The 24780-nt window shown below is 60.4% G+C and carries 27 protein-coding genes; 2 read left to right on the forward strand and 25 right to left on the reverse strand.

Going from position 1 to position 24780, the window contains the following annotated elements:
* Positions 1–39: 39 nt before the first annotated feature.
* The 22 genes from CAF80_RS03205 to CAF80_RS03310 all read right to left on the reverse strand — a co-directional run bounded on the left by CAF80_RS03205 (position 40) and on the right by CAF80_RS03310 (position 18107).
* Entirely contained in the window at positions 40–1536 is a 1497-nt protein-coding gene (locus tag CAF80_RS03205) for a phage tail sheath subtilisin-like domain-containing protein (RefSeq protein WP_039771256.1), read from the reverse strand.
* Positions 1536–1715, reverse strand: a complete 180-nt coding sequence (locus CAF80_RS03210) for a DUF2635 domain-containing protein (RefSeq protein WP_039771254.1) — start codon at positions 1713–1715, stop codon at positions 1536–1538. Before CAF80_RS03210 ends, CAF80_RS03205 begins: the two co-directional genes overlap by 1 nt.
* Positions 1712–2296 (reverse strand): hypothetical protein, encoded by a 585-nt coding sequence (locus CAF80_RS03215; RefSeq protein ID WP_074691331.1) that lies wholly within the window; start codon positions 2294–2296, stop codon positions 1712–1714. Before CAF80_RS03215 ends, CAF80_RS03210 begins: the two co-directional genes overlap by 4 nt.
* A 61-nt stretch (positions 2297–2357) precedes the next feature.
* Positions 2358–3386, reverse strand: coding sequence for a phage-like tail protein (locus tag CAF80_RS03220; protein WP_039771250.1), 1029 nt, complete (start codon positions 3384–3386; stop codon positions 2358–2360).
* Between the two features lie 9 nt (positions 3387–3395).
* Positions 3396–3608 (reverse strand): tail protein X, encoded by a 213-nt coding sequence (locus CAF80_RS03225; protein WP_039771248.1) that lies wholly within the window; start codon positions 3606–3608, stop codon positions 3396–3398.
* Entirely contained in the window at positions 3601–3984 is a 384-nt protein-coding gene (locus CAF80_RS03230) for a phage tail protein (protein WP_007954886.1), read from the reverse strand. Before CAF80_RS03230 ends, CAF80_RS03225 begins: the two co-directional genes overlap by 8 nt.
* Positions 3981–6242, reverse strand: a complete 2262-nt coding sequence (locus CAF80_RS03235) for a phage tail tape measure protein (protein ID WP_085666841.1) — start codon at positions 6240–6242, stop codon at positions 3981–3983. Before CAF80_RS03235 ends, CAF80_RS03230 begins: the two co-directional genes overlap by 4 nt.
* A 128-nt stretch (positions 6243–6370) precedes the next feature.
* On the reverse strand, positions 6371–6952 hold the full coding sequence (locus CAF80_RS03240) for a phage tail assembly protein (RefSeq protein ID WP_085666842.1): 582 nt from the start codon (positions 6950–6952) through the stop codon (positions 6371–6373).
* A 100-nt stretch (positions 6953–7052) separates the two neighbouring features.
* Positions 7053–7559, reverse strand: a complete 507-nt coding sequence (locus CAF80_RS03245; RefSeq protein ID WP_007954868.1) for a phage major tail tube protein — start codon at positions 7557–7559, stop codon at positions 7053–7055.
* Positions 7559–8725, reverse strand: coding sequence for a hypothetical protein (locus CAF80_RS03250; RefSeq protein WP_064379034.1), 1167 nt, complete (start codon positions 8723–8725; stop codon positions 7559–7561). The genes CAF80_RS03245 and CAF80_RS03250 overlap by 1 nt, the downstream gene beginning before the upstream one ends.
* Positions 8726–8727: 2 nt before the next feature.
* Positions 8728–8913 carry a hypothetical protein gene (locus CAF80_RS03255; RefSeq protein ID WP_064593825.1) on the reverse strand — a complete coding sequence of 62 codons (186 nt, stop codon included), beginning with the start codon at positions 8911–8913 and terminating at the stop codon, positions 8728–8730.
* A 101-nt stretch (positions 8914–9014) separates the two neighbouring features.
* The gene (locus CAF80_RS03260) at positions 9015–9551 is read right to left on the reverse strand and encodes a DUF4376 domain-containing protein (RefSeq protein ID WP_081353140.1); all 537 of its coding nucleotides are present in this window, start codon (positions 9549–9551) and stop codon (positions 9015–9017) included.
* Complete coding sequence (locus tag CAF80_RS03265) at positions 9551–12184, reverse strand: phage tail protein (RefSeq protein ID WP_256578088.1); 2634 nt, start codon at positions 12182–12184, stop codon at positions 9551–9553. The genes CAF80_RS03260 and CAF80_RS03265 overlap by 1 nt, the downstream gene beginning before the upstream one ends.
* The gene (locus CAF80_RS03270; RefSeq protein WP_085612309.1) at positions 12185–12820 is read right to left on the reverse strand and encodes a phage tail protein I; all 636 of its coding nucleotides are present in this window, start codon (positions 12818–12820) and stop codon (positions 12185–12187) included.
* On the reverse strand, positions 12817–13812 hold the full coding sequence (locus tag CAF80_RS03275) for a baseplate J/gp47 family protein (protein WP_085666843.1): 996 nt from the start codon (positions 13810–13812) through the stop codon (positions 12817–12819). The genes CAF80_RS03270 and CAF80_RS03275 overlap by 4 nt, the downstream gene beginning before the upstream one ends.
* Positions 13809–14141, reverse strand: coding sequence for a phage baseplate protein (locus CAF80_RS03280; RefSeq protein WP_074691315.1), 333 nt, complete (start codon positions 14139–14141; stop codon positions 13809–13811). The genes CAF80_RS03275 and CAF80_RS03280 overlap by 4 nt, the downstream gene beginning before the upstream one ends.
* Before the next feature lie 14 nt (positions 14142–14155).
* Positions 14156–14764, reverse strand: coding sequence for a phage baseplate assembly protein V (locus CAF80_RS03285; RefSeq protein WP_039771230.1), 609 nt, complete (start codon positions 14762–14764; stop codon positions 14156–14158).
* Positions 14765–14767: 3 nt separating this feature from the next.
* Complete coding sequence (locus CAF80_RS03290) at positions 14768–15289, reverse strand: hypothetical protein (RefSeq protein WP_039771228.1); 522 nt, start codon at positions 15287–15289, stop codon at positions 14768–14770.
* A 73-nt stretch (positions 15290–15362) separates the two neighbouring features.
* Complete coding sequence (locus CAF80_RS03295; RefSeq protein WP_039771226.1) at positions 15363–15701, reverse strand: phage holin family protein; 339 nt, start codon at positions 15699–15701, stop codon at positions 15363–15365.
* A 147-nt stretch (positions 15702–15848) separates the two neighbouring features.
* Positions 15849–16295: a tail fiber assembly protein gene (locus CAF80_RS03300; protein ID WP_052266599.1), complete on the reverse strand. Its 447-nt coding sequence runs from the start codon at positions 16293–16295 to the stop codon at positions 15849–15851.
* 136 nt (positions 16296–16431) lie between these two features.
* On the reverse strand, positions 16432–16854 hold the full coding sequence (locus CAF80_RS03305; RefSeq protein WP_235375918.1) for a tail fiber assembly protein: 423 nt from the start codon (positions 16852–16854) through the stop codon (positions 16432–16434).
* 518 nt (positions 16855–17372) lie between these two features.
* Positions 17373–18107, reverse strand: a complete 735-nt coding sequence (locus CAF80_RS03310) for an XRE family transcriptional regulator (protein ID WP_085666844.1) — start codon at positions 18105–18107, stop codon at positions 17373–17375.
* 209 nt (positions 18108–18316) lie between these two features.
* Between CAF80_RS03310 and mutS the strand changes: the two genes are divergently transcribed.
* Positions 18317–20899 carry a DNA mismatch repair protein MutS gene (mutS, locus tag CAF80_RS03315; RefSeq protein ID WP_085666845.1) on the forward strand — a complete coding sequence of 861 codons (2583 nt, stop codon included), beginning with the start codon at positions 18317–18319 and terminating at the stop codon, positions 20897–20899.
* Positions 20900–21062: 163 nt separating this feature from the next.
* The gene (gene fdxA / locus CAF80_RS03320; protein ID WP_007908827.1) at positions 21063–21386 is read left to right on the forward strand and encodes a ferredoxin FdxA; all 324 of its coding nucleotides are present in this window, start codon (positions 21063–21065) and stop codon (positions 21384–21386) included.
* 512 nt (positions 21387–21898) lie between these two features.
* Here fdxA and rpoS read toward each other — a convergent pair.
* The 3 genes from rpoS to CAF80_RS03340 all read right to left on the reverse strand — a co-directional run bounded on the left by rpoS (position 21899) and on the right by CAF80_RS03340 (position 24741).
* Entirely contained in the window at positions 21899–22906 is a 1008-nt protein-coding gene (gene rpoS / locus CAF80_RS03330) for an RNA polymerase sigma factor RpoS (protein WP_007954831.1), read from the reverse strand.
* A gap of 106 nt (positions 22907–23012) precedes the next feature.
* Complete coding sequence (locus CAF80_RS03335) at positions 23013–23894, reverse strand: peptidoglycan DD-metalloendopeptidase family protein (protein WP_039769692.1); 882 nt, start codon at positions 23892–23894, stop codon at positions 23013–23015.
* A gap of 211 nt (positions 23895–24105) precedes the next feature.
* Complete coding sequence (locus CAF80_RS03340) at positions 24106–24741, reverse strand: protein-L-isoaspartate(D-aspartate) O-methyltransferase (RefSeq protein WP_170844894.1); 636 nt, start codon at positions 24739–24741, stop codon at positions 24106–24108.
* Positions 24742–24780: the final 39 nt, after the last annotated feature.

Genomic DNA, 24780 nt, shown 5'->3' on the forward strand with positions numbered 1-24780 from the left:
ACGCAAGGTGGGCTGAAATCACAGTGTCAGACGCGCCGATCAGGCGACGTCGTCGTACTGCAGGCGGAACTGGTTGAGCAGTGCGAACACGCGCAGACCGTTGATGTAATCCGGCGGGAACAGCACGTTCACGCGGCTCGGGTCCTGCACGTCGCGCTCGACGATCAGGTGCTCGGCGAACAGCTCGGCGTTTTCCACGTGGCCTTCGAGTTCGAGCTTGGCGTACTGGGCGATCAGCTCACCGCGAATGGTCGCCGGGGTGACGATCGGCTGGCCGGCGCCAAAACGGGTGCCGTCGGAAGCCAGTTTGTGGCGACCGTACTTGCTGGTGATCACGCTTTGCAGACGACGCACGATGAACGCCGACTGGTGCATGGTTTCGCTGTCCAGGTACGAGTTGTCAGCCTGGCCGTAGGCGTTTTTCTGGTAGGTGGTAATCGAGCGCTGGATGCGCACGTAGCCGCCTTCGTAGTACGCGGTGGCGATGCCGTAGTTGAGCAGCGACTGACGCTCGGTCAGGGTGAAGCGCTCGCTCGCCGGCGCCGGATCGACACCCGGCAGGCTGCCGCTCTGGGTCGGACGGCTGGCGTCAGCCGAGATGAACACCGCCGTGCGCGCGGTCAGTGCTGCAGCTTGTACCCACACCGGTTGCGGAACGCCCGGTTCCAGCGCCTGAATGGTCATGTGCTGGTCGTTGCGAGCCTGACCGGCTGCCACCAGCGTGCCGACGGTGCCGCGCTTGGCGCTGTAAACGTGACCGAACAGTTGCTTGGCCCACGACCAGCGGCCGGTGCTGTCGTCCATGACCGCTTGCCAGGTGTTGAGGGTGGCCAGGTCGGACCATGGCAGTGTGATGAACTCGAACGGCTCATCACCCAGTGCAGCAACCGCTTCAACCTGGTCAGGCACACCGACGCCGCCGGTCATGGCGGTGATTGCGGTGGTCAGGCCGGCCGGGGTTTCTTCACCGTTGCTCTTGCCCAGGCGATTGAATTGCAGGCTGATGTCGTTGCCGCTCTCGCCGGTCCATTTGGCGTTCAGAGTGACGACGCCTTCGGCCGCTGCTGCGCTCACCGGCAGATCGGCGGTGGCGTTGATTTTCTGTGCCAGGGCAATCGCCGCTTGTGCCGCAGTGGCACCGTTGACCACAGTGGCCTGGACGCGGACGCCGCCGACATACAGGTTGAGCACGCCAGCCTGGGTCGCGGTGCCGGTCAGGGTCAGCACGCCTTTGGCGATGGCGCCGGTGGCGTTGTGCAGCGGCAGGCACCAGATCTCACCGATCGGGTCGGCCTTGCGGAAGGTCTCGTACATCGAGGCGAGCATCGAGCCCTGGCCGCCAATGCTCTTGGCCAGCGCCACGCTGGAGACCAGCACCAGTTTGCCGACTTCGCTCGGGGCGATGTTGTCGTTGACCTGCGCCACGATCAGGCGACGCATGGACGAGGACGCGCTATTGGCGGCCGAGTTGTCCATTTCGGCATAGAACAGCGGTACACGAATGTCCGCAGGGATGTTACTGAATCCGATCGCCATTATTTGGCTCCCTTTTGTTTGGCTGTTGCGGTTTTGAGGGTGATATCGCCGTCGGCCAGACGCCGGCGCCACCAGGCGCTGTCCAGCACTTCACGGCCTTCCAGTGGCAGCAGGTCGCCGGCTTCCGGGTCCGGCACGGCACGGCCAGGGGCCGGCACTACGGTGATGCGGTTGCTCATGGGGTTACGTCTCCAGAGAAAGTCATTTCCACGCGCCCGTCAGGGCCCGGGCGTTTCAGGTTGGGGTCGGCCGGGTCGATCGCATCGACCCGCACGGTGGCCCCGGTAAAGGACGACAAACCGTCCAGTTCGCGTTCGTGCCAACTCTCCGCAGGCTGACTTGGCAGATTGCGGCCCAGCTGGAACTCGGCAAAAAAGCGCAGCCGGTAGAACGCGCGGCTGCTGTTGATCGAGACCGTTTCGCCGCCGTCATAAACGATGGCGCTGTAGTTGGAATCGGGTTTGAAACCCACCAGTGCACGCCACAGTTCGGCGCGCAGGTCGTGCAACAGATCCAGCGCTTTTGTGGCGTCCGTGGCATCGAGTGCCAGGATGATTTCGAAGCGGTCGCGGATCGGTTGGCTGAGGGAGTTCTGTGAAGAGCTGGCGCTAGCTACGTCCGACAGCGGTAAAACATGGGCCGAGGGCATCGGCAGATTCGGGTCGCCTTGCAGCAGCGCCAGGTCGACACCTGTCGCGATATGGCCGGCAAGGCTTGGGCATTGCGCACGCAGCTGCGTGAGGATCGGAGAGATCTTCATGGGGAGCGTTCCAGGATGTGGGAGTGGCCACAGTGATGCGTGTGGCGGTGAGATCGGAGGATCAGTCCTTGGCTTTTGCCTCGGGATCCCGGCCGGTCGCTTCGATCAGGCAGCGATAGCTTTCCTCGCGCTTGCCGCTGGCCGTGACCTTTTCAATCGACCAGCGACCGCGCATGAAGTCCGGCCAGGTATCGTCGAGTACCAGCAGACCTTCGGCTGCCAGCAGTGGATCGCCCGGGCAGGTGACCTTCAGCTTGTATTTCTCGCGCAGCATCTTGCGCACTTCGGCCTCGCCGATGGCTTTGGCTTCTTCTTCGCTGGCCAGTTTCTGGCGAATGACCTTGTAGGGTTCGGAACCGGTGATCACCTCCCGCAGCTTGCCGAGAGCACCGTCCCAGAATGAGGTTTTGCAACCCTGATTCTGGGTGCGGGCGGTTTCTTCCAGCGTGGCGCTGATGAAGGCGTGATCGCCCGGCCGATTGTTTTGGGTCACCGACAGCCTGACGTCCGGTATCACCTGGCCCGACAGGTTTTTGAGCTGCGCCGGTTTCGCCAGTACATAGAGGTCGTTGAACGGTTTGGCCACCGCGTCGTACTTTTTCGCCAGGCGTGTGATGAAGCCCATGTCGGTTTCGTTCGACTGGTCGACATGAGCGATCCTGATCAGCGCCAGTTCGGGATCCACGCGCGGCGAGAATCCGTGTCTCGAGACCAGCTCGCGAAACAGTCCGCCAAGGGTTATAGGGCCATGACTGGCCGTGCGCCGTTCCTTGAATCCGGTGTCGTCCTTGCCGCTGAAAGGCGCGGCGGTCGCGACAAGCGTCAGGCGCAGTGGGAACAGCGTCGGCGTCAGTCGGGTCACCTTGAACTGGCCCTTTTCGACCAGTCCGGTCTCCAGATAGCCCACCCGCAGGCCGATGGTTCCGCCCAGGGTCGGCAAGCCTTCAAGGCCTTCCAGATCGAGCACCAGCGTCAGTTGATCGGACTCCATTCCAGCGGCATCGATGTGTTCCCAACTGATCAGGCGCTGGTTCAGCAGGTCCTTGTGGGCGCCGTAGATTTCGATCGCCGGCGTAAATCCCTGTGCCATGCAGCCTCCTTAATCCCAGGCCAGAACCGGTTTGATTGCGGCGGGTTTCGAATCGAGTTCCGGCAGCGTCACCCAGACACCTGCCGGCAGGATCGGGCCGTGCTCGGCCAGGGTCGGGTTGAGTGTCCACAGGGCTTCTTCGGCGCTGTCATCGCTGCGACCGGTTTCGCGGTAGAGCAACATATTCACCGAGTCACCGGCCACGCTTCGTACCTTACGCATTGTTGAACTCCGACAATCCGATGACCCACTTGATCACCATCGCGGTGCCGTCATCGATGACCTCGCTCTGGTTTTCGTCGATGCTGTTGATCCGCCACAAACCCCAGTTGCGACCGATGCCGTCAATCAACGGCAACGGTACACGCAGTGCTTGCAGCGCACGCAATTCATCGAGCCGTTCCATCCCCACGGCGTACATCGAGGTGCCGGAGATGGTCAGGGTTTCAGGCTTCTGCCCTGTCTGATGGGATCTGGGTTTGCTGTTGAGGATCTGCAACTCGGTCCAGCCACCCTCGGATTTTCGCGACAGCGTGCTGTACGCAAAATCCCGGGACAGACCGAAGATGAAACTGCCCAGTGCCATTTGTTGTTTCATTGGGCGACTCCATCGGTCAGGGCTGCGTCGCGGCGGGTGGCGAGCGGGTTGTTGGTCAACAGCGGCAGGAACTCGCCGTGGAATTGTCCGCTCAGTTGTTGCCCGATGATCGAGCGAATCTGCTCGGCAGTGTCCGGTGCCGGACAGGTGACCTGGATCAGTGGGGAGAAGGTGACTTGCTGGTTTTGACTTTGAGTGGGAGCGTTGACCAGGTTTTTCGCGACATCTCCCGGTGCAGCGAGTTTGTCGGTGGGCGGGTCCGCGAGTTTTTCTGATAGCCATGAGCCCGCCATTCCGCCCAAGGCACTCCCGATGCCTATGCCGACACCTGGAAAAACAAACCCGCCGATCACAGCGCCAATGGCTGCCCCTGCCAGCTCGGCTTTTGCGCTTCCCACCGCTTTTTCATCACCTTCACGCAGGCCTTTCAGGCCTGTGTAAGCGGCGTGCGCCACCACTAACGGGGCAGCGACCTTACCCACCAAAGGTGTCATCCGGGACAGCATCGGCATGATCTTGGCTCCGAAGCTCCGCACCGCAGGCATGACTTTGGCTCCGAAACTCCGCACCGCAGGCATGACCTTGGCACCGGCGCTCCGCACCGCAGGCAAGACCCTGGCAGCCGCACGCTTGATCGAAGGCATGACCTTCATCGCTGCACCGCGCAGGCGATTGCCCAGGCTTTGACGAACAGCGGGCGTGCGGGGCTTGGCACTTTTCGCAGTGGTTTTAGCCTGCTTGCCCTGACCCGACTTGCGAGCCGAACGTTTCTTTTTGCGACCGCCACCGTTGTCATCGTCACCGGTGATCATATCGCCGACTTCGGACGGAAGACGTGCTGCGGCCAGGCGCAGAAGCCTCGTGGAGACCGCATCAAGCACTGCAGACACGCCGGTTTTCAGTGCCCCCGCCACGAACGGCGTGGCAGCCACCCCAAGCAATGTCAGTGCAGCGGTGACGAACGGGAAGGTTTCGGCCGCTGCGCTCAGTCCATTGACCACCGCAGTAAGCCCGGTGGCAATGCCGTCTGTCACCGGGGCCAATGCATTGCCGACTGCCGTGGACAGCCGGTTTAGACTCGCATCCAGCGCATTCCAGCGTCCCTGCGATGTATTGCCATAAGCCTCAGCGGTTGCTCCCGCCGAGCCTGCATACAGGGACTTGTCAGCAACCAGCTTGAACGCCGTTTGAACATCCTCAGGCTTCTTCAACAACTCGAGGATTGCATCATTGTTGCCAAACAGCGTTTTAGTCAGCGAAGCCTGTTTCTCCTCAGGCTGTTGCTTGAGTTGTTCCAGAACCAGCTTGATCGTTTCGGGTGCATCGCCACTCATCCCGTGCGCGAGCGACTCCGGGTTCAGACCTATGTCGGCCCAGGCCGAGCGCTGCGCCGATGACGCGGATTCTCCCTTGCCCAGAACCGTCGTGAAACTCTTCAGCGCCGCTCCGGCATCGGTCTTGTCAGCGCCGCTGTTGAGGAACGCCGCCGCAAGTGCAGCCACTTGTTCGGGTGTCATCCCGGCAGCCTTGGCGTCCTGACCGGCGCTTTGAACGACGGAGCCGATGTCCGCGGCTTTGACGTTCAGGCCACTGTTGCCAAGGTAGTTGGTTGCGTCTGCCAGATCCTGGCTCTGCACCTGATCAAGCTTCAAAGCGGTGCGCCAGCCCGACAACATTTCGCCAGCCGCCTTGACATCCATCTTGAAGGCCGAGGCATTGATGGCGGCATCACGGGAGAAATCCTGTAACGCCTCGGTTTTCTGCTCGCCCTTCAGACCATCACTGATGCCGGACCGCAGCCCTGCGAGTTGCACTTGCAACAGATCCGCGCCGGTAGCCCCGCTGGGGGCAACCCGTTTATCACTAGCGATTTCCAGGTTCTTTTCCGAAAGACCCTGAAGCGATTTCGTGCTCAGGTGCAGCACCTGATTCAATTCAACCAGCGCCGTCTCGTTGGCCATCGCCGATTGCAGTCTTTTCGGTGGCGGGCGCTGCTCGATTTCCGCCTTGAGTTTTGACTTCGGCTCACTATTGGCGGCTGGCGGCGCCGTGACGACCTTGAACAACGACTGCTGGCTGACCAGCAGTTCCCGCAGCTTAATCTGCTCCTGCGTGAGCAAGCGAATATCCACGCTGACCAGCGCCATAGTCAGATTCAAGTCCTGCAGCGGTTTGCCAAAGCCATCGGCCACCGCCAACCCGGCTGCTGCGTTGCCACTCTCATTGGCGTATGTGAGCGCAAATTTGCTCTCTGCCATGCCGCTCTACTCCTGTTTCACGCCAAGGCGAGTGATCGCTATGTCGTAGCGGCGCAACGCCTTTTCGGCGTCCCACTCCAGAATTTCCGCCTCACTTACCGGGTAAATGAGCGGCACGATATCGAGGATTACTTCGATGTCGCGTTCTGAAAGAAGGCCGCCGGCTGGTTTAAAAAATCGTCGATGCGCACCTGCAATTGCGTCCAGTCCGGCACGCTCAACAGGGCCAGATCGGGGATCATCAGGCCGGTGCAATGGGCGGTGATGAATTCGGCACGTTCCTTGGCCGTTTTCAGTTTCTTCATCACTTTGGTGGCCCGCAGCGCCGGCATTTCCAGGCTCAGCGAAGTTACGGTGCGGCCGGTGACGGCGAGCGGCAACAGCAGTTGCACCTGATCGGGATCGTCGGACTGTTCCGCGTCTTCGACCTGTTCGAGAAAGTACGACGCCGGACGGGTCGAGAATTCGTGCACGTACTGCGCGATGGTCACGTAGTCCGGACGCTTGAGCTGGTCGAGTTCCTTGACCGACAAGCCGGTGGCCAGCAGCGCCAGTTCAAAGAACTGGTCGTCTTCATCGTCGCCTGCGCGTTCCAGCGCTTCTTTCTGGGCGGCGTAGAACAGCGGCTTGAGCTGGATCGATTCGATCTGCGAGCCGTCGTCACCGGTGATCGGCGACAGCAGGTCATGCTTGGGTGGCATCCACGACATGTATGAATTCCTTGGTAATTCTTGAGGGGGTGTTGCAGTCCCTTGTGGGAGCGGGGTTTGCCCACTCCCGCAGGGTTTTGTGATTGCCTTTGGCCGAGGCTTACGGCATCAGCACCGCACGACGGGCATCACCGAGGATGTCGACGCCGTTGAGCACGAACTTCTGGGTGCGCACGTCGATGTCGATCACCGGCACGCCGTTTTCCAGGCGGTTGTAGGTGCGGCAGGAGAGCTCCAGGTTGGTCTTGGGTTTTTCACCCATCTTCACCGCGGTTTCCTCCAGGGATTTCAGCTTGCCGCCGACGGTGTGGTAGGTGAACCAGGTGTTGCCATCCTGATCCTGACCGCCTTCACGCACGTTCAGCAGGATGTCGTCGCCCAGCTTCACACCCAGTGCGAGCATGACTTCGGTGCCCATGCCTTGCAGGGTCAACTTGGCATTGAGCGCTTTGCCGCCCTTGGCCATTTCTTCGACGATGAAACGGCCGCCACGCATCTCTTCCACATCGAATTCGATCTTCGGCGGAGTGAATTCCTCCACGGTCGCCGACAACGGCAGGCCTTGCAGGGTGGCCGCGATGGCCTGTCTTACGCGGTTGGTAAACATTAGAGAACGTCCTCCAGGAACTGCTCGATGATTTCATCGCGGGCGTTGAGTTGATAAACCATGTGTTCGTTCGGCGCGTAGCGGCCGTAGTCGATGACCACGTACCAGGTGCCGTTCTTGTACTTCTCGACGCTGTTGAGTTCCGGGTGCAGATACACGCTGCCGCCGGGAATGGTTTCGTCGGCGACCAGGGTTTGCAGCCAGTCGTTGATGCGTTTGACTTCCTGATCCATGAACGACTTGGTCAGGTTCTTGGCCATGGCTTTCTGGCCGGCTTTCACCAGCTTGCGGCTGATGGCGTCTTCCAGACCGACGTAGCTGATGAACTTGCCGGTGATCGAGCGGTTGCCCAGCAGCGAGAAGCCGCCAAGGATGGTGCGGGCGTAGTAGCTAACGCCGTAGCGGTTGAGCAGATCGCCTTCGGTGGAGGTGTCGAGGATGTTGTATTCAACGACCCGCGACACGTCCTCGGCGTAGGTCACCTGGTTGCCCGGGCTTTCCCATTGCTTGACCTTGGCCAGCGCGGCAATTGCCAGGCTGGATGGCGCGAGGAATACGTTTTTCTTCGCGGCTTTCGAGTACACGGCCGGCATGTTGTGCACCACCAGGCAACGGTCGAAACCCAGATCCGCACCGCCCAGCTCCTGGCTGTACAGCACCTGATCGGCGACCGAGACGTCCTTGCCGTCCAGCACCACACGGGCCTTGATGCGCTTGCCGAACGAGGCGAACTCGCTGGCCACAGCTTTGGTGCCGGTAAAGCCCGGCGCGCCGATGATGGTCAGGTCTTCCGGGACGCTGCCCAGTGCCGCCAGACCGAGCTTGCGGCCGGTGGCCGGTTCAACACCGCCGATTACCGCGTTGACGGTGTCAGCCGGGGTCGCGCCCGCTTCGACGATCACCACGTACACCGGCACCTTGACCACTTTGAGGATCTGGTAAACGGCGTGGTACAGGGTGCCCTCTTCCGAACCTGTCGGATCGAGCAGTGCGTGGGTGGTGAAGCTGTTGATGCGAAACGGTGCGTTACGCGGAATCAGCGGATCGGCTTTCGGCGCGGTGCCGACCAGACCGATGACGTTGTCGCCCAGGCCACCCATGGCCTCGGGGGATTCGGTGGCATTGACGGTAATGCCGTTGTGCTCGAAGTTCAGAACCTCAGCCATAGTCAGTCAGCCTTCTTGGCAGCGGCCTTCACGGCCTTGGTGGTAGTTGTTTTCAGCTCCAGTCGACCGGCGCTGTGCAGGGCACTGGCCTCGACATCGAGCAGATCGAGTTCCTGGCCGACGCTCGACCAGTGCCCACCGCCGGTGGGGAATGGAACGAGCACGGTGTAGGTTTGGCGGGTTGCCATTTTTCGTTTCTCCATAAACGGGAAAGCCCCTCGTTGGGAGGGGCTTGGCGGGTGTTGAAAGTTTTAGGGGTGAAAGAAAACGCCCCGGGGATGCGGGGCGTTTATTTGAGATCTGCGGTATCGGGCGACAATGAGTCTGGCCAACCCTCGGTCAGCATTTCGTCGTGGTACTCGCCTGCCTCGATTGCGCGTAACAACGTCAGCTCGCGGTCAAAGCAGGCCTGCACGTGCGCCCGCACGGCTTTCGCAATTTCGATGATTTGCGCGGCGCCAATCTCGACGAATCCCTTCACTGTTTTGAAGTTGCAGCGATATTCAGGATCGAGTACGGCTGAAAGACCGGTGCTTGCAATCAGCGCCTGGCTGTCGCGTGTCGTTTCGATTTGCAGGCCGCCGACGACAATGCCGACGCCCTCCCGAGCGAAGCGCTCAGCCGCCACAGCGGCCTTGAGTTCATCCAGCGAGACCACCGGAACGCCTTCTGGCGCAAAACGCTCGCCGTCGTACAGCCAACCCTCTTCGACCTCGCCGGGGCATTCGATCCAATTCATATCCGGGTGAAACATCGTCTTTATGTCGCCGTCGGTTTCGAACAACTGAACGGCCTTACCCATGTAAAGAAGGGCGTATTTTTTCATCAGGCGTATTCCTCGAAAATAGCAACACCGCCAGCGCCCGGTGCGCCGTTGCGCGCTGCCAAAGATGGGCCGACGGCCACACCGCCACCCCCACCCCCATACCCTAAACCGGGCGGAAGCGCTCCGTTGGTGCCAGCTCCATTCCCACCCGAACCCAGTGGGCCGCTACCACCATGGCCGGCCAGCGTCGACGCACTCACGGTAATGCCGGGGGTCCCCGGAGCGCCTGCCATGTTGACAATATTGCCTCCATAGGCTGACGCACCCGGATAACCGCCCACCATCAGTCCAAACGCTGTAGTAGTTATCCCGATAGCGTAGATTGACCCCAAACCACCCGGCGCAGACAGCAACGCTCCTACCGAACTTGCCCCCCCTGCGCCGCCGCCAGTTCCGTTGGTTCCCGAAGCCGTGCCCGCGATTCCGCCAGCACCTACAATGACCGCTTGGCTAGCGCCAATATCTGCCGCCGTTATTAGCGTTTCCGCATAGCTTCCTGCCGCACCACCGCCAGACGCAGAAGTCTGGGAAGCGGTTGTAGCCGACGCGCCGCCAGATCCCCCCCCTCCCCCCACAATACGAATCCGAACCTTCTTCATTCCCGGCGTCGGAATGTAGGTGCCGTTTTCCGTGAATTTCTGAATATTCAGAAGGCGCCCAAACTCCTGTTTAATCACCCGCTGCTCAAGCGCGGCGATATCAATCGTTCCCTGGTTAACCGGTGTGTTCCAGGCCTTGATGCACCACATCACCGCCAAGTTGCGCGGGCGCGTTTCAGCGCCGCCATACGGAGCAACTGCGCCGCTCGGCAGCGAGCTCCCTACGCCCGTATTGGCGAAAGCCACCAACGCATTGCTGCCAGAGCCCGTAATACCCAACCCAGCGCGCGCGCCGTGTTCGTGCGCCTCAACCTGACCCAGCTGATAACTCCCAATTGCACGGCCTGGATCGACACCGCGGTTGTGATCCCAGCCACGAAAAAACTCGCCGCGAGTGTCCGGCAGTCGCGTATAGCTCGCGTCGTCACCGACGATGTTGAATTTCTTGTTCAGGTACGTCGCAAGATGCGGATAGAGCGCGTCCTGAAAAAGACTGCCGTTCGCTTCCAGATAGCCAGGCGGCACTACACCAGCCGGGAACGGCATCAAGGCGCCCACCGGTACCGCCGATTTCATTTTTTCCAGCTCGGCGGTCAGGGCGGCGACGTCGATGTTTCCCTGATTGACCGGAGCGTTCCAGGCTTTGATGCACCACATCACTGCGAGGTTGCGGGGACGTGCTTCTGCTCCACCCGAAGCCTTGGTTACAACATCGTCCATATTGTTGTATTGCTGAAGAAAGTTACGCCTGGTCTCGCCGGGCGCGAATGTATCGACAATAACGTCATAGACCGTCCCGTGTGTATGCGCCTTGTTGTCGTCCGCCTGCCAGCTACCAATCGCCCGACCGGCATCCACCCCCCGCCCATGATCCCAACCGCGCAAAAACTCCCCACGCGCCTCCGGCAACCGGAAATTCCCGACGCCCTCATCCCCCTTGTTGAACTTGCCGCCCAGATAGGCACTCAAGTCCGGGTAGGTCGCGCTGCTCCTGACGCTGTTGTCCAACTCCAGAAAGCCCGGAGGTGGCGAGTCAACCGGGAACGCGACAATCGACCCCACCGGCAATGCCGAGGCCTTGGCAATCAGCGCCTCGACTTCAGCCTTGGTGTACGAATCCTTGATGCCGAAACCGGCCAGCGTGTCCGGATTCGAGCCGGCCGTCGCGCGGCCGTATTCGTCGACGCTCAGACTCTTGTAAGTCCCGGCGGCAATCCCGGTGCGCCCTGCCAGCATCTTGAATGTCAGCGCTGTTGTGCCAAGGGTAATCGGCGCATTTGTGGTCAGATGCCACAGCGAATCGCCGTTGAGCGTGCCCTCTTCCACCATCACCGTCAGGCCCGGGGTGACCTTGGCGCTGACGTTGGCATCGTTGGCCCGAACCCAGTCGCCGTTGGCCACGATCCACAGGCCGTTGTCCTTGGCCAGGGTCTGATTCGGCAGCAGCACGCGGTCACCGGCGATCACCGCCACGCCGTCGATCTGCTGCGCGCCGTTCAACACCACGTTGGCGGTGGCGGCGACACGCACCGACTGTTTGCCATCGAGTTTGCCGAGTTCTTCGGCGAGGTAACTCATGACCCAAGCGCGGGTGGCCTTGACCACCGTGTCATCGATCAGCAGCGTCACCAGCGAAGCATTGCTGGTCTCGAAAATCGAGCGGATATAAAACTCTTTGCCCGAGCCGGACGTGGCCAGCACCGGTTTGAAAGACTCCGGGTATTTGACGATGGCGTAGAGAATCCCGGTGTCGGTCCACAGACCGGCTTCACGCACGTACCAGCCGCCGACGTCCGGCGGGATTGTGACTTCGGCGAGCAGCCAGCTCGGATTCTTCTCGTCCTGGAACAGCGCGTTGAGCGGTCCGCGCCAGACTTCGCGTTTCAGCGCGGTGGCGGTTGCGGCCGGGTTGTAGACCGAGCCACCGCCGTCGCCGACGGAAATCTGCGTCAGCTTGATCGGTACGCCCGCCGCCTTGCAGGCGGTTTCGTAGGCAATCCCTGCGTTGGTGAGCAGGGTGTAATAGTCAGCCATTCAGGCCCCCTGAGGATAAATAGTGGATGTTTCGACGGTGTACAGCGCCGCCGCCATGAAGGCCTCGCCGGATGTCTCAAGCCCTTCGAGGAAAACCGGATAAACCGTGGTCAACTCACCGCAGAAGGTCGCGGCGCCGATGACGTGATTGCCGAAGGCGCTGAGGCCGACCGACACCGACAGCACGTCCCGTTCGCTCTTGGCATCCGCCAGGCGCCGGTCGAGACGGGCGTCGATTTCTTCGCTGTAGGGTTGTTCGCTGAAGGCCCGCACGGAAAAGCTGTAAGGCTCGCCGGGCGGGGTCTGTTCGTACCAGGCGCGGATTTCCGGCCTGAGCTGCAAACCCTTGGCGGCGTTCTCCAGCGCCTTGCGAGTGCCGGCCTGGCGCGCGGTGGGCCAGGCCAGTTCGACGGTCAGGCGCTTTTCCGCTTCCGGTGCGTCGGTGCTCCATTCGGCAACGCCACGATCCGCTGCGAGATACGGCAGGAAGGCGACGGGGGTTGAGGCCGGGTTCATCAGTTCTGGAAACGGCGGCGCAACGCGATCAAGTAGTGCGCCGAAGCCGATGTCGAGTGCCCGTTCCAGCGCCGAGCTGTTGGCCGGCAGCAGGGTCGGACGCGGTGTCTGATCGGTCATAGCGTCTGCACCTCGACTTCTACCGCCGTGCAGTACGGTGCTTGAAACGCCGAGCACACAACGGAATCCAGAGGTTCAAGAATCTGCAATTGCACGGCGCCGGCGCTGTGCAGCGTGTAGTCGATCCAGCTCGGGTCGACCCGGCCTTCCAGGCGATGGCAGCTGTCGGCGTAGGCTTGCAGATGCTGCTCGGCGGCGACTTTGGTCAGGCCCGAATCCGGGCCGGAATTAATCTTCGCCACGACGCGGATTTTGTAGCGCTGAATCTCGGCGGCCTGCACCGTTACCTTGTCCGTCTCGGGACAAACGTCGGGCCGTGCAAAGTGTCGACGCACGCCTTCGAGAAGAGTCGTGGACGGCGTCCCGTCACCCTCGCGGGCAAGCACGGTGACTTGCACTTCGCCGGGCGCGGTGCGACGACCGTTACCGTCCTTGACCTGTGCGGCGAGGCCGTCCGGGTCGAAGGTGTAAGTGACGTTCACAACCCCCGCATCGGTGGATTCGACTTTCACCGTCGGCCGTTCGCCCAGGGTGAACACCTCGCGGCGATACTGCATCCGCGAACCTGCTGCCGGCGCATGGGGCGCCAGGTAATAGCGCAGCCGGGCATCGTCGTCGCTCTCGTAAATCGCCGGCACCGGCGGGAATGCCGCCGGATCGCCCGGGTCGAGCAACTGGCGCTCCAGGCCCATGTCCGCGAGCCGCGCATCAAGGTTGCTGCCGGTGGCCCACCACGCCAGCATCTGCTTGATGCGGGCGTTGTATTTGCGTTCGTGGGTTTGCAGGCGAACGCAAAAGGCCTCCAGAGCCAGGGTCAGCAGTTCGCTTTCGTTTTCCAGGCTGGTCTTGAGCTTTTCCGCGCTCTGCGGCGAACGTGCGCCGACGTACTCGACCACGAAGGTCTTGAACTCGGCGAGCAGATCCTCGAAGGCATCGACCTTGATCAAGGAGGGTTCGGCCAACTGATTCTGGCCGGGGATCAACATGCTCATGTCACGACCTCGAAAGTCTGTTGGCGGTTTTTCCAGGTACCGGCAAACCGCAGCAGCAAACCGGCGCCCTGTCGGGTGGCGACGATCACGCCGGGCTGGAAATCGCCGATGCCGTTTTGCGGGTTATAGAACGCCTGGGCCGCGTGGCTCTGGGCGAGTAACAGGATGTCGTCGCCCAGGTTCTGCCCCAGCAGCGTGGGGATCAGCGAACCGTACAAGGGCCGTTTTTGCCGGGTGCCCAGCGGCGTGGTCAGGGCCCGAGTCGCGCGCTGCACGAATTGCAGCCAGTCGTCGACCGTGGCCCCGCTGTCTCTTTCGATTCCGATCATGGGAAGCTCTTGATTCAGGGGCTGATGACGCGGCCCTGGTGATCCACCAACGGGCCGCTGAAGTGCACGCCCGAGGCGTCGATGGTCAGCCCGACCGCGCCCAGTTGCAGGTTGATCGCTTGCGGGGTCATCGCCAGCCGTGCCGGCCCGATGCTCAGCTCAAGCGACTCGCGAGAACCGTTGAAGGCGGCCGGGCCGTTTTGCCAATGCAGCGTGTGCGTGGCGTCGTCGTAGCCGCTTTCGCTGCCGTCCTGATGGACGCGACGAGTCAACGTCGGCACCGTCGAGGTCGGTGGAAAACGGTCACTGTTGAGGCCGAACAACGCCACGCTCTGCGCGCCGCTTTCGCCGCTGCCGTAGTTGAACAGCAGACACTGCTCACCCACCGTCGGGATCCGTGACTCGCTCTGCGCGCCGGCACTCGGGTTGAAGAACTTGATGGCCGGTGTCAGCAATCCGCCATGGCTGACTCTGCAGGTGTTACTGGCGGCATCGACTTCCTGACAGATGCCGATGCGGCAATAACTTTCGGCACGCCGGTGCAGGTCTTCGATTTCCGCTTCCATCTCGGCCAGGCGTTCGATGATCGGGCCCAGCTGCATTCGCAGTAACGCGTCGAACATCGGTCAGGCCTCCAGCGTGGTGTATTGGTCGGGATCGTCGATGTCGCTGACTTCCCAGGTGCGGGCGAATTTCGGTGTACCGAGCGGGTCGTCCAGCAGGGTCGGGCCCAAGTAGAGGGTCTGGTTGAAAGACAATGTCCAGGCTTTGTTCGGCTGGTCGGCGCGGATGAGCAATGACGGCAATCCATCGATGTTCATCGGCAGATCGCATTGATCGCCGGACAGGCCCCAGCGGTTGTCGGTGACCAGATTCTTCAGGGCGGCGATCAGGTCACAGGCGGCAAACGCCGTGGCGGACAGCGCCGGAATGACTTGCAACGACAGCGTCAGCACATGGGCGATGCGCCCATTGGCGGCGCGCTCTCCCGGTGCATTTCGCTCGATGTCGATCAGCACCCAGGCCTTGTCGCCGGGGGCCGTGAAGTCATCGTGACTGCCGACCTGCACGTTCAGCTCGGAGCTGTTGCGCAAGGCTGTCGCCATCGCCATGAACAGTTGCGAAGGCTGCTGGATCGGTGCGGGCATGCTTGACCTCCTTTTTCTGATGTCCACGCGAAGTCCCGCCGCACGGCGTGCAGCGAGACAGGAAAGTGAGGGGTTATTGCGGATCGCGCGGCGGAACTTCGCAGACGCCGATGCGCTTGGCGGCCCAGCGTTCGTAAAGACCGATGGCCACGTCGGCACCGGCCATTGCGGTGAGACAACCAAATGCCCCAGCGGCCCAGATCGACAGCCCGGCGGCATACAGCAGCATGATCGCCGAGACACCGCAGATCATGCAGGCGCCGGAGCGCAAGGCCAGGCGCCGCAACAGTGACCAGCCGCGAGCGCCCTCCTTGTCGGCACGCCACATTTCGCCGGACACCCCGCCCACGACGGCCAGGAGGATGACCAGCCAGATCGGCATGTCCGCCAACGCTTGTTGCTCGTTTGTCATGTCACGCCTCCGTGGGTGATTGATGAGTGGTGTGTGTGTGTTGGTTTCAATCGTTTTCTCTTGAGGCAGGCATTCCAAAAAGCCCGGCGCATTGGCCGGGCTTTTCAGTAATGCACGCTCAGTTTTGCACTGCCGCTCATGACGGAATCAGAAGGGGATCACTGGCCAGTTGATCGAGGCTGGGTAGCCCGGTTGACTGTTCACCTCGCCAAGAGCAACGAAGTACTGTTTGTAAGCGAGCAACTTCGCCTCTTCTTCAGACGTGGCAATACCCAGATCGTGCTTGTAATGCAGAGGGTGGAAATTCAGCCATTCGACGGCGTCATCCATTTCCTTGCGAAGACGGGCACGTGCGAGCGCGAGGTGGTCTTCGTCGGTCAGCTCAACAAAAACAAATATGACAGTGCCATTAGGTTGCCAGGACTGAAAAGCCTTCCAGCCGACTTGAACTGTCGTATTGCCTGTCGCATCAACCCATACGCCCGATACTCCCTCGATCGGCGCAGTCGGCAGGCCCTCCTCCGTATCCAGAATCTGGATAACCATCGCAAAGCCGGTGGGATAGGCACTGCCAACGTAGACATAACGATTCATTTTCATCTCCTTATAAAGTTCAGGCACTGCATTGTTCTGTGCAAACCTGACGATCCATGGCGCGATGGGTGCGCCAGGCGGGCATTCCAAAAAGCCCGGCAAATGGCCGGGCTTTTCAGTACTGATCTCTGGCGACCTACGGCAACTCTGGCCAAACGATGGTCACCGGAAAGTCCGGCTGCTTATTGACCTGAGTGAAGGCCACGCAGTACTCCTTGAACGCGCTCAGGTACAGTTGCTCCGCAGTAGTAGCAATGCCCAGATCAACTTTGTATTGCAGCCCGGCGGAGGCAACACGGGTGATTACGTTGTCGAACCGACGCGTTTTTTCATTGCGCAGTTGTTCACTCAACGCCGATTGGCCCCAAGGAAACTCGGGGGCGAAAGACCAGACACCGTCGGTGTTGATCGCGTTGTGGCCGTAGTCAACCTGGCCAGCTATAGCGGTAACGTCGACCCACACCTGATCGCCGGGAAACTCTTCGGTGATCGGATTGACCGTTTCGAAAATGTTGTCGACCTTGCCATTCACTACGCGTGCATATTTTTTCAAACTCATTGCTGACATCCTTATTTGATCGCCTGTATCGCGGCTTGGGTTTATCTGTCTGCATCGGGCAGGCATTCCAAAAAGCCCGGCAACTCGCCGGGCTTTTCAGTAATGCGCTCCTTCGCCTTCCTTCAATCCTGTGTACGAGAAGGAGCTGACTTTTCGGCGCTACTGGCGCGGTACGAGTCCATTCAAATTGTTTTTCCGACCGCGGTCCCTGCCCGCCGGATAACTGCTTCTGGTGCTTTACGCTGCACACCCGGGTCAGTTGCCAACCCTCTGAACCGTTGAGGCCGGTTCATCGCTGCCTGTTCTTGTGGAACTAAAGAGCTGTTGTTGCCAGCCGCTTTGTCGAGCGGCTTGGTGGCAAGAATATGCATGGATGCATATACAGTCAATGCGTAAATGCATTTATTTATGCACAAGAAATGCGCGAATGCATGAAAGCCCCGCGATTCAAGGGTTAGCCGGTTTTCTACAGGCGAAAAAAAACCCGCCGAGGCGGGTTTTGTCAGCGAGGAATCCGGTTACCGGGCGTACATGCCCCACCAGAAGACGTGACCGAGGATGACGATCTGCTCTTCCTGCATGTCCTGAAAGCTGTAGTCCTCATCCGGGTGTTCATCGCGGTTGAAGCTGCGCAGACGGATACCGGTAGGCAGGCGATAGAGCTGCTTCACCCGAAGTTGACCGTTGTGGTTGATCGCATAAAGGTCGCCATCAATGATGTCGCCGATCCCGCATTTGCCGGCATTGACCCCGACCGTGGCGCCGTCGCGCAGCACCGGCAACATGCTGTTGCCCCGCACTGTCACGCATTTGGCCTGATCGAACTGCACACCGTTATGGCGCAGGCTGCGCTTGCCGAAGCGCAGGCTGGAGCGTTCGCTCTCTTCGATGACGAATCTTCCTGATCCAGCAGCCAATTCAACCTCGCGAAGAAAGGGCACCGACACCTCGTCGTCATCGACTGGCGTGTCGTCGTCCCACAGGCTTATGTCCTTGAGTTCGGAATGTAACTCGTCGCGTCCGCCGTTGGCGGCGGGCGCAACATCCGCGCGCCCGCGCAACTGATCGGTGCTCACGGCAAAGTACTCGGCGATCTTCGAGATGTGTTTATCCGAAGGATCGACGATCTTCCCGCTGAGAATCCGCGAGAGCGTGGATTGAGGCACGCCGGTGCGACGGTGGAGCTCCGTGGGGGAGATCCCGTGCTGGTCGAGCAGTGCTCTTAAGACGGTAGATACGTTGCGTTTTTGCATAACGCGCATAGTGCTTGAAGTTTTTCGCGAAGACAAATGCTGATTTGCATAAATCGTGCATGCTCGAGCTTTTGCGCCACATAGCTGTCACCCGGCCGCGATGCCTGCGTCCGACAGACCGCCCATGGTAACCTTGCGCCCATCGCGGAAAAGCCCGGCCACTGCCGCGCTTTTGCCCCACACCTTTGAACGAGTTGCCTGACAATCCGATGAATAAAGCCGTCTCCGACCTGTCCTCCCACACTCCGATGATGCAGCAGTACTGGCGCCTGAAGAATCAGCACCCGGACCAGCTGATGTTCTACCGCATGGGCGACTTCTACGAGATCTTCTACGAAGACGCGAAGAAGGCGGCCAAGTTGCTGGACATCACCCTGACCGCGCGCGGGCAGTCGGCGGGTCAGGCGATTCCGATGTGCGGGATTCCGTATCACGCGGCGGAAGGTTATCTGGCGAAGCTGGTCAAGCTCGGCGAGTCGGTGGTGATCTGCGAGCAGGTCGGTGATCCGGCCACCAGCAAGGGGCCGGTGGAACGCCAAGTGGTGCGGATCATCACCCCCGGTACGGTCAGCGACGAGGCGTTGCTGGATGAGCGTCGCGATAACCTGATCGCGGCGGTGCTGGGCGATGAGCGCCTGTTCGGCCTGGCTGTGCTGGACATCACCAGCGGCAACTTCACCGTACTGGAGATCAAGGGCTGGGAAAACCTGCTGGCAGAGCTGGAGCGGGTCAATCCGGTTGAGCTGTTGATCCCGGATGACTGGCCAAAGGATTTGCCGGCCGAAAAACGCCGTGGGGTACGTCGCCGTGCACCGTGGGATTTCGAGCGCGACTCGGCGCTGAAAAGTCTCTGTCAGCAATTCTCCACCCAAGACCTCAAAGGCTTCGGCTGCGAAACCCTGACCCTGGCCATCGGCGCCGCCGGTTGCCTGCTGGCGTATGCCAAGGAAACCCAGCGCACCGCCCTGCCCCATCTGCGCAGCCTGCGTCATGAACGGCTGGACGACACCGTGGTGCTGGACGGCGCCAGCCGCCGCAACCTGGAACTCGACACCAACCTGGCGGGTGGCCGCGACAACACCCTGCAATCGGTGGTCGACCGTTGCCAGACCGCCATGGGCAGCCGTTTGCTGACTCGCTGGCTCAACCGTCCGCTGCGCGACCTGACCGTGTTGCTTGCTCGTCAGACCTCGATCACTTGCCTGCTCGACCGCTATCGCTTTGAAAACCTGCAGCCGCAGCTCAAGGAAATCGGCGACATCGAGCGGATTCTGGCGCGGATCGGCCTGCGCAATGCCCGCCCTCGCGACCTCGCCCGCCTGCGTGATGCACTCGGCGCGTTGCCTCAACTGCAAGTGGCAATGGCTGACCTGGAAGCGCCGCACCTGCAACGCCTGGCGGCCACCACCAGCACTTACCCGGAACTGGCGGCGCTGCTGGAAAAAGCCATCATCGACAACCCGCCGGCGGTGATCCGCGACGGCGGCGTGCTGAAAACCGGTTACGACAGCGAACTCGACGAGCTGCAATCGCTGAGCGAGAACGCCGGTCAGTTCCTGATCGATCTGGAAGCCCGGGAAAAGGCCCGCACAGGCCTCGCCAACCTGAAAGTCGGCTACAACCGTATCCACGGTTACTTCATCGAGTTGCCGAGCAAACAGGCTGAATCGGCGCCGGCAGATTACATCCGCCGCCAGACCCTCAAAGGTGCCGAGCGCTTTATCACCCCGGAGCTGAAAGAGTTTGAAGACAAGGCACTGTCGGCCAAAAGCCGTGCCCTGGCCCGCGAGAAGATGCTCTACGAGGCGTTGCTGGAAGACCTGATCAGCCAGTTGCCGCCGTTGCAGGACACCGCTGGCGCGCTGGCCGAACTGGACGTACTGAGCAACCTCGCCGAACGTGCGCTGAATCTCGACCTGAATTGCCCGACGTTCGTCAGCGAGCCGTGCATGCGCATCTCCCAGGGCCGTCATCCGGTGGTCGAGCAAGTGCTGACCACGCCGTTCGTGGCCAACGATCTGAGCCTGGACGACAACACTCGCATGCTGGTGATCACCGGCCCGAACATGGGCGGTAAATCCACCTATATGCGCCAGACTGCACTGATTGTGCTGCTGGCGCACATCGGCAGCTTCGTGCCGGCGGCCAGTTGCGAACTGTCGCTGGTGGACCGGATTTTCACCCGGATCGGTTCCAGCGACGACCTCGCCGGCGGGCGTTCGACCTTCATGGTGGAAATGAGCGAAACCGCGAACATCCTGCACAATGCCACCGAGCGCAGCCTGGTGCTGATGGACGAAGTCGGTCGCGGCACCAGCACCTTTGACGGTCTGTCCCTGGCGTGGGCGGCGGCGGAGCGTCTGGCGCAATTGCGGGCCTATACTCTGTTTGCGACGCACTATTTCGAACTGACCGTACTGCCGGAAGCCGAACCGCTGGTGGCCAACGTGCACCTCAACGCCACCGAGCACAACGAACGCATCGTGTTCCTGCACCACGTGTTGCCGGGGCCGGCAAGCCAGAGTTATGGCCTTGCGGTTGCGCAGCTGGCCGGTGTGCCAAGCGAAGTGATTGTGCGTGCTCGTGAGCACCTGAGCCGCCTGGAAGATACCGCGCTGCCGCATGAGGCGCCAAAACCGGCCGCCAAGGGCAAACCGGCGACACCGCAGCAGAGCGACATGTTTGCCAGCCTCCCGCATCCGGTGCTGGATGAATTGGCCAAACTGGATCTGGATGACGTCACACCGCGTCGTGCACTCGAAATGCTCTATGCACTAAAGAACCGGATCTAAGCACCGACGAACCGGATATAACGCAAACGGCTTCAAGCTGTTAGAATCTCGCGCGGTTTGGGATGCTGCTGGCTAATAGCCTGGCTGGCAGACATCGCTCCCGAACCTGGCGACCCCAACCGTGAAGGGGCAACGCTGCCGCCGCCTGAGGAGAAAATTAGAAATGACCTTCGTCGTCACCGACAACTGCATCAAGTGCAAGTACACCGACTGCGTAGAAGTCTGTCCGGTGGACTGCTTTTACGAAGGCCCGAACTTCCTGGTGATTCACCCGGACGAGTGCATCGACTGCGCCCTGTGCGAACCGGAATGCCCGGCCGTGGCCATTTTCTCCGAGGACGAAGTTCCGGAAGAAATGCAGGAATTCATTCAGCTGAACGTCGAGCTGGCCGAAATCTGGCCGAACATCACCGAGAAGAAAGAATCGCTGCCGGATGCCGAAGAGTGGGATGGCGTCAAAGGCAAGATCAAAGACCTCGAACGCTGATCTGTCCCGCGTTCGAATGAAAAGGCCCCTCGCGGGCCTTTTTGTTTTTGCGGGTTTGGCTTTTCTTCAGGCAAAAAAAGGGGCGGTTTGACCCGCCCACATTTTTTCCCTATTCCCTGTGTTCCTTTTCATCGTCCTGATGAATCGCGTCCTGCGATGTCCATTCCCCTCTTCCTTGAAGGGCGTGTCTATCCGTCGACACAACCCAGATACTAAAGAGTTCCCCGATACGGGCAACCGGTCGGATCCAGTAAAACCTCGTGTCATAAGCATTTAATAATTAAAAATATCCATATAAATCAAAATCTTATAAATGACTCAACAGACCAATGGATGTCTTCCGCAGTGTAAAAATAACGAACACTTACGAAAGAGTAAGCCAGGGCTTACACCGCGAGACTACAAAACCAGGAAATGACGACCGGTCGTCAGATCCCAGGCCGTACTCCAGAGCCGGGCAACAAAAAGCCCCGAACGGGTCGGGGCTTTTTATTGGTTGGCATGCAGAACGCTTACTGGAACAGCGACTCGCTCGACAGACCGTTTTTCTCGAGGATTTCCCGAAGGCGCTTGAGGCCCTCCACCTGGATCTGTCTCACCCGTTCCCGGGTCAGGCCGATCTCCAGACCTACATCTTCCAGCGTGCTGCTCTCGTGACCGCGCAGGCCGAAGCGACGTACTACCACTTCGCGTTGCTTGTCAGTCAGCTCCGAGAGCCACTGATCGATGCTCTGCGACAGGTCGTCATCCTGCAGCAGTTCGCACGGATCGGTCGGACGGTCATCCGTCAGAGTGTCCAGCAGGGTTTTATCCGAATCCGGACCCAGCGAGACGTCGACCGAAGAAACCCGCTCGTTCAGGCCCAGCATGCGCTTGACCTCGCCCACCGGTTTTTCCAGCAGGTTGGCGATTTCTTCGGGTGAAGGTTCGTGGTCGAGCTTTTGCGTCAGCTCCCGTGCAGCCCGCAGGTACACGTTGAGTTCCTTGACCACATGAATCGGCAACCGGATGGTCCGGGTCTGGTTCATGATCGCGCGTTCGATGGTCTGACGGATCCACCAGGTCGCGTAGGTCGAGAAGCGGAAGCCGCGCTCGGGATCGAACTTTTCCACCGCGCGGATCAGTCCGAGGTTGCCCTCTTCGATCAGATCCAGCAGCGACAGCCCCCGATTGACGTAACGCCGGGCGATTTTGACCACCAGCCGCAGGTTACTTTCGATCATGCGCTTGCGCCCGGCAGGATCGCCACTTTGCGACAAGCGCGCAAAATGAACTTCTTCTTCCGGGGAGAGCAGAGGGGAAAAGCCGATTTCGTTGAGGTACAGCTGCGTGGCATCGAGTGCCCGAGTGTAATCGATGTACTTATGTTGTTTAAGTGAAGCGGAGTGTTTGGATTTGGCACGAACGGAAGGTGGAGCAGCCCCTTCATCATTCGACATCGAATCCGAATCGATGCCGGTCTCCATCAGGAGAACCTCATCGTCGATGTCAAACTCCGGCACTTCTTTACTGAGAGCCATTGTTATAGTCCTTTGGTGAGTTCGACCCCAAGCTCAAGCGACGCCTTTATCCTTGGCAACGCTGGAGCCTGTCCCCTCTACGTGACGGAACAGGCTGGTCTGCAAATCAACGTCTTGGCAGGAACTGCAGCGGATCTACAGGTTTACCTTGTCGGCGAATCTCAAAATGCAGTTTCACCCGGTCTGTACCCGTTGACCCCATTTCGGCAATTGTCTGTCCGACCTTGACCTGCTGCCCCTCCCGTACCAACAGCCGACGGTTGTGTCCGTAAGCACTGACGTAGGTTTCGCTGTGTTTGATGATGACCAATTCGCCGTAGCCCCTTAAGCCACTCCCGGCGTATACCACCGTCCCATCAGACGCAGCTAAAACAGGCTGTCCCAAATCTCCGGCGATATCAATTCCTTTATTCAAACTACCGTTTGAAGAGAATTTTCCAATGAGAATGCCATTAGATGGCCATCCCCAGCCGGTCGGGGCCGGGCCCGCTGGAGGCAGTGGAGCGGGTGTTGGCTTGTTGGCGACGGACGGTACAACCGTCGTCGAAGCCGCACCGGAACCCGTGGTTGTGGTGGTGGTCGTGCCATTTGCCTGGCGCCGGATAACCGTGGTTTTGCTGGACGAAGACGCTGAGGAACCGGAGTTGCTGACGACCGCAGTCGACGTTGAACCGGTACGTCCGTCGAAGCGAATCGTCTGACCCGGATGTATCGTGTATGGCGTAGGAATATTGTTCCGGGCGGCGAGGGCTTTGTAGTCCCAGCCGTAGCGAAAAGCGATGGAAAACAGGGTATCGCCCGGACGGACTACATACTGCCCGGTCGTCACGACCGGACGCTGGGCCACCGTATTGTTGCGATCGACGACCCGAACGTTGCTCGATTTTGTGCTGGAGCAACCGACCAGCAAGGTGCTCAAGACAAGGCCAGTCACCAGGCGCTGAAAGCTCGTGTTACCCATACGCTGCGCAATGACTGTGAGACTCACCCGCCGCTCCCTTTGTGGTGGCTGAAAAATGTGGAATACCGATTCCGGCATGAAACTTCGCAAGTATAACGGGCGCAACCGGCTTTACCTTTATAGAAGCGCTATCGCTCGGCGCACACGTTTGCTTGTAGACGATCCGTCCTGTTTAAACACTCGCTGCCGCTGTAAGACAGGCACGCGCGAAAGGAATTCAGCGGCTTCGAACAAATGCTCAGGCCAGCGGGCCATTAAGCAATGGCACGAAACGCACCGCCCCCAGAACGTGTCGGGAGAAGCCGTTTTCTTCACGCACGATCAGCATCAATTGCTGCACTTCGCCCGAACCGACCGGGATCACCATCCGCCCGCCCGGTGCCAGTTGATCAAGCAAAGCCTGAGGCACATCGGTGGCCACGGCGGTAACGATAATGCCGTTGTACGGCGCCAGCGCCGGCCAGCCTTCCCAGCCATCGCCCCAGCGAAACACCACATTGCGCAGGTTGAGCTCGACCAGGCGTTCCTTGGCCCGATCCTGCAGCACCTTGATGCGCTCCACCGAGAACACCCGCTCGACCAGTTGCGATAGCACCGCTGTCTGGTAACCGGAACCAGTGCCGATCTCCAGCACTTTATCCAGCGGCCCGGCCTCCAGCAGCAGCTCGCTCATGCGCGCCACCATATAAGGCTGGGAAATGGTCTGGTTGTTGCCGATCGGCAGCGCGGTGTCCTCATAGGCCCGGTGCGCCAGCGCTTCATCGACGAACAGGTGCCGCGGGGTGCGACGGATCACTTCCAGCACGCTGGCGTTGGAAACGCCCTCTTCATACAGACGCTGGATCAGGCGCTCACGGGTTCGCTGGGACGTCATCCCGATGCCGCTGCGCAGCCTGTCGTCTTGTTCACGAGC

Origin of the sequence: Pseudomonas sp. B34(2017) (genome assembly GCF_002112915.1) — a bacterium.
GTDB lineage: Bacteria > Pseudomonadota > Gammaproteobacteria > Pseudomonadales > Pseudomonadaceae > Aquipseudomonas > Aquipseudomonas pharyngis.

What these genes read in the sequence shown, in the direction of transcription:
- CAF80_RS03245 (WP_007954868.1), bottom strand. Translation starts at nt 7,559, where the DNA reads ATGTTTACCAACCGCGTAAGACAGGCCATCGCGGCCACCCTGCAAGGC.
- CAF80_RS03220 (WP_039771250.1), bottom strand. Translation starts at nt 3,386, where the DNA reads ATGGCACAGGGATTTACGCCGGCGATCGAAATCTACGGCGCCCACAAG.
- CAF80_RS03275 (WP_085666843.1), bottom strand. Translation starts at nt 13,812, where the DNA reads ATGAGCATGTTGATCCCCGGCCAGAATCAGTTGGCCGAACCCTCCTTG.
- CAF80_RS03205 (WP_039771256.1), bottom strand. Translation starts at nt 1,536, where the DNA reads ATGGCGATCGGATTCAGTAACATCCCTGCGGACATTCGTGTACCGCTG.
- CAF80_RS03240 (WP_085666842.1), bottom strand. Translation starts at nt 6,952, where the DNA reads ATGTCGTGGATGCCACCCAAGCATGACCTGCTGTCGCCGATCACCGGT.
- CAF80_RS03250 (WP_064379034.1), bottom strand. Translation starts at nt 8,725, where the DNA reads ATGGCTGAGGTTCTGAACTTCGAGCACAACGGCATTACCGTCAATGCC.
- CAF80_RS03215 (WP_074691331.1), bottom strand. Translation starts at nt 2,296, where the DNA reads ATGAAGATCTCTCCGATCCTCACGCAGCTGCGTGCGCAATGCCCAAGC.
- fdxA (WP_007908827.1), top strand. Translation starts at nt 21,063, where the DNA reads ATGACCTTCGTCGTCACCGACAACTGCATCAAGTGCAAGTACACCGAC.
- CAF80_RS03285 (WP_039771230.1), bottom strand. Translation starts at nt 14,764, where the DNA reads ATGTTCGACGCGTTACTGCGAATGCAGCTGGGCCCGATCATCGAACGC.
- CAF80_RS03235 (WP_085666841.1), bottom strand. Translation starts at nt 6,242, where the DNA reads ATGGCAGAGAGCAAATTTGCGCTCACATACGCCAATGAGAGTGGCAAC.
- CAF80_RS03295 (WP_039771226.1), bottom strand. Translation starts at nt 15,701, where the DNA reads ATGACAAACGAGCAACAAGCGTTGGCGGACATGCCGATCTGGCTGGTC.
- CAF80_RS03255 (WP_064593825.1), bottom strand. Translation starts at nt 8,913, where the DNA reads ATGGCAACCCGCCAAACCTACACCGTGCTCGTTCCATTCCCCACCGGC.
- CAF80_RS03280 (WP_074691315.1), bottom strand. Translation starts at nt 14,141, where the DNA reads ATGATCGGAATCGAAAGAGACAGCGGGGCCACGGTCGACGACTGGCTG.
- CAF80_RS03260 (WP_081353140.1), bottom strand. Translation starts at nt 9,551, where the DNA reads ATGAAAAAATACGCCCTTCTTTACATGGGTAAGGCCGTTCAGTTGTTC.
- CAF80_RS03230 (WP_007954886.1), bottom strand. Translation starts at nt 3,984, where the DNA reads ATGAAACAACAAATGGCACTGGGCAGTTTCATCTTCGGTCTGTCCCGG.
- rpoS (WP_007954831.1), bottom strand. Translation starts at nt 22,906, where the DNA reads ATGGCTCTCAGTAAAGAAGTGCCGGAGTTTGACATCGACGATGAGGTT.
- CAF80_RS03310 (WP_085666844.1), bottom strand. Translation starts at nt 18,107, where the DNA reads ATGCAAAAACGCAACGTATCTACCGTCTTAAGAGCACTGCTCGACCAG.
- CAF80_RS03305 (WP_235375918.1), bottom strand. Translation starts at nt 16,854, where the DNA reads ATGAGTTTGAAAAAATATGCACGCGTAGTGAATGGCAAGGTCGACAAC.
- CAF80_RS03290 (WP_039771228.1), bottom strand. Translation starts at nt 15,289, where the DNA reads ATGCCCGCACCGATCCAGCAGCCTTCGCAACTGTTCATGGCGATGGCG.
- CAF80_RS03210 (WP_039771254.1), bottom strand. Translation starts at nt 1,715, where the DNA reads ATGAGCAACCGCATCACCGTAGTGCCGGCCCCTGGCCGTGCCGTGCCG.
- mutS (WP_085666845.1), top strand. Translation starts at nt 18,317, where the DNA reads ATGAATAAAGCCGTCTCCGACCTGTCCTCCCACACTCCGATGATGCAG.
- CAF80_RS03225 (WP_039771248.1), bottom strand. Translation starts at nt 3,608, where the DNA reads ATGCGTAAGGTACGAAGCGTGGCCGGTGACTCGGTGAATATGTTGCTC.
- CAF80_RS03270 (WP_085612309.1), bottom strand. Translation starts at nt 12,820, where the DNA reads ATGACCGATCAGACACCGCGTCCGACCCTGCTGCCGGCCAACAGCTCG.
- CAF80_RS03265 (WP_256578088.1), bottom strand. Translation starts at nt 12,184, where the DNA reads ATGGCTGACTATTACACCCTGCTCACCAACGCAGGGATTGCCTACGAA.
- CAF80_RS03340 (WP_170844894.1), bottom strand. Translation starts at nt 24,741, where the DNA reads ATGACGTCCCAGCGAACCCGTGAGCGCCTGATCCAGCGTCTGTATGAA.
- CAF80_RS03300 (WP_052266599.1), bottom strand. Translation starts at nt 16,295, where the DNA reads ATGAATCGTTATGTCTACGTTGGCAGTGCCTATCCCACCGGCTTTGCG.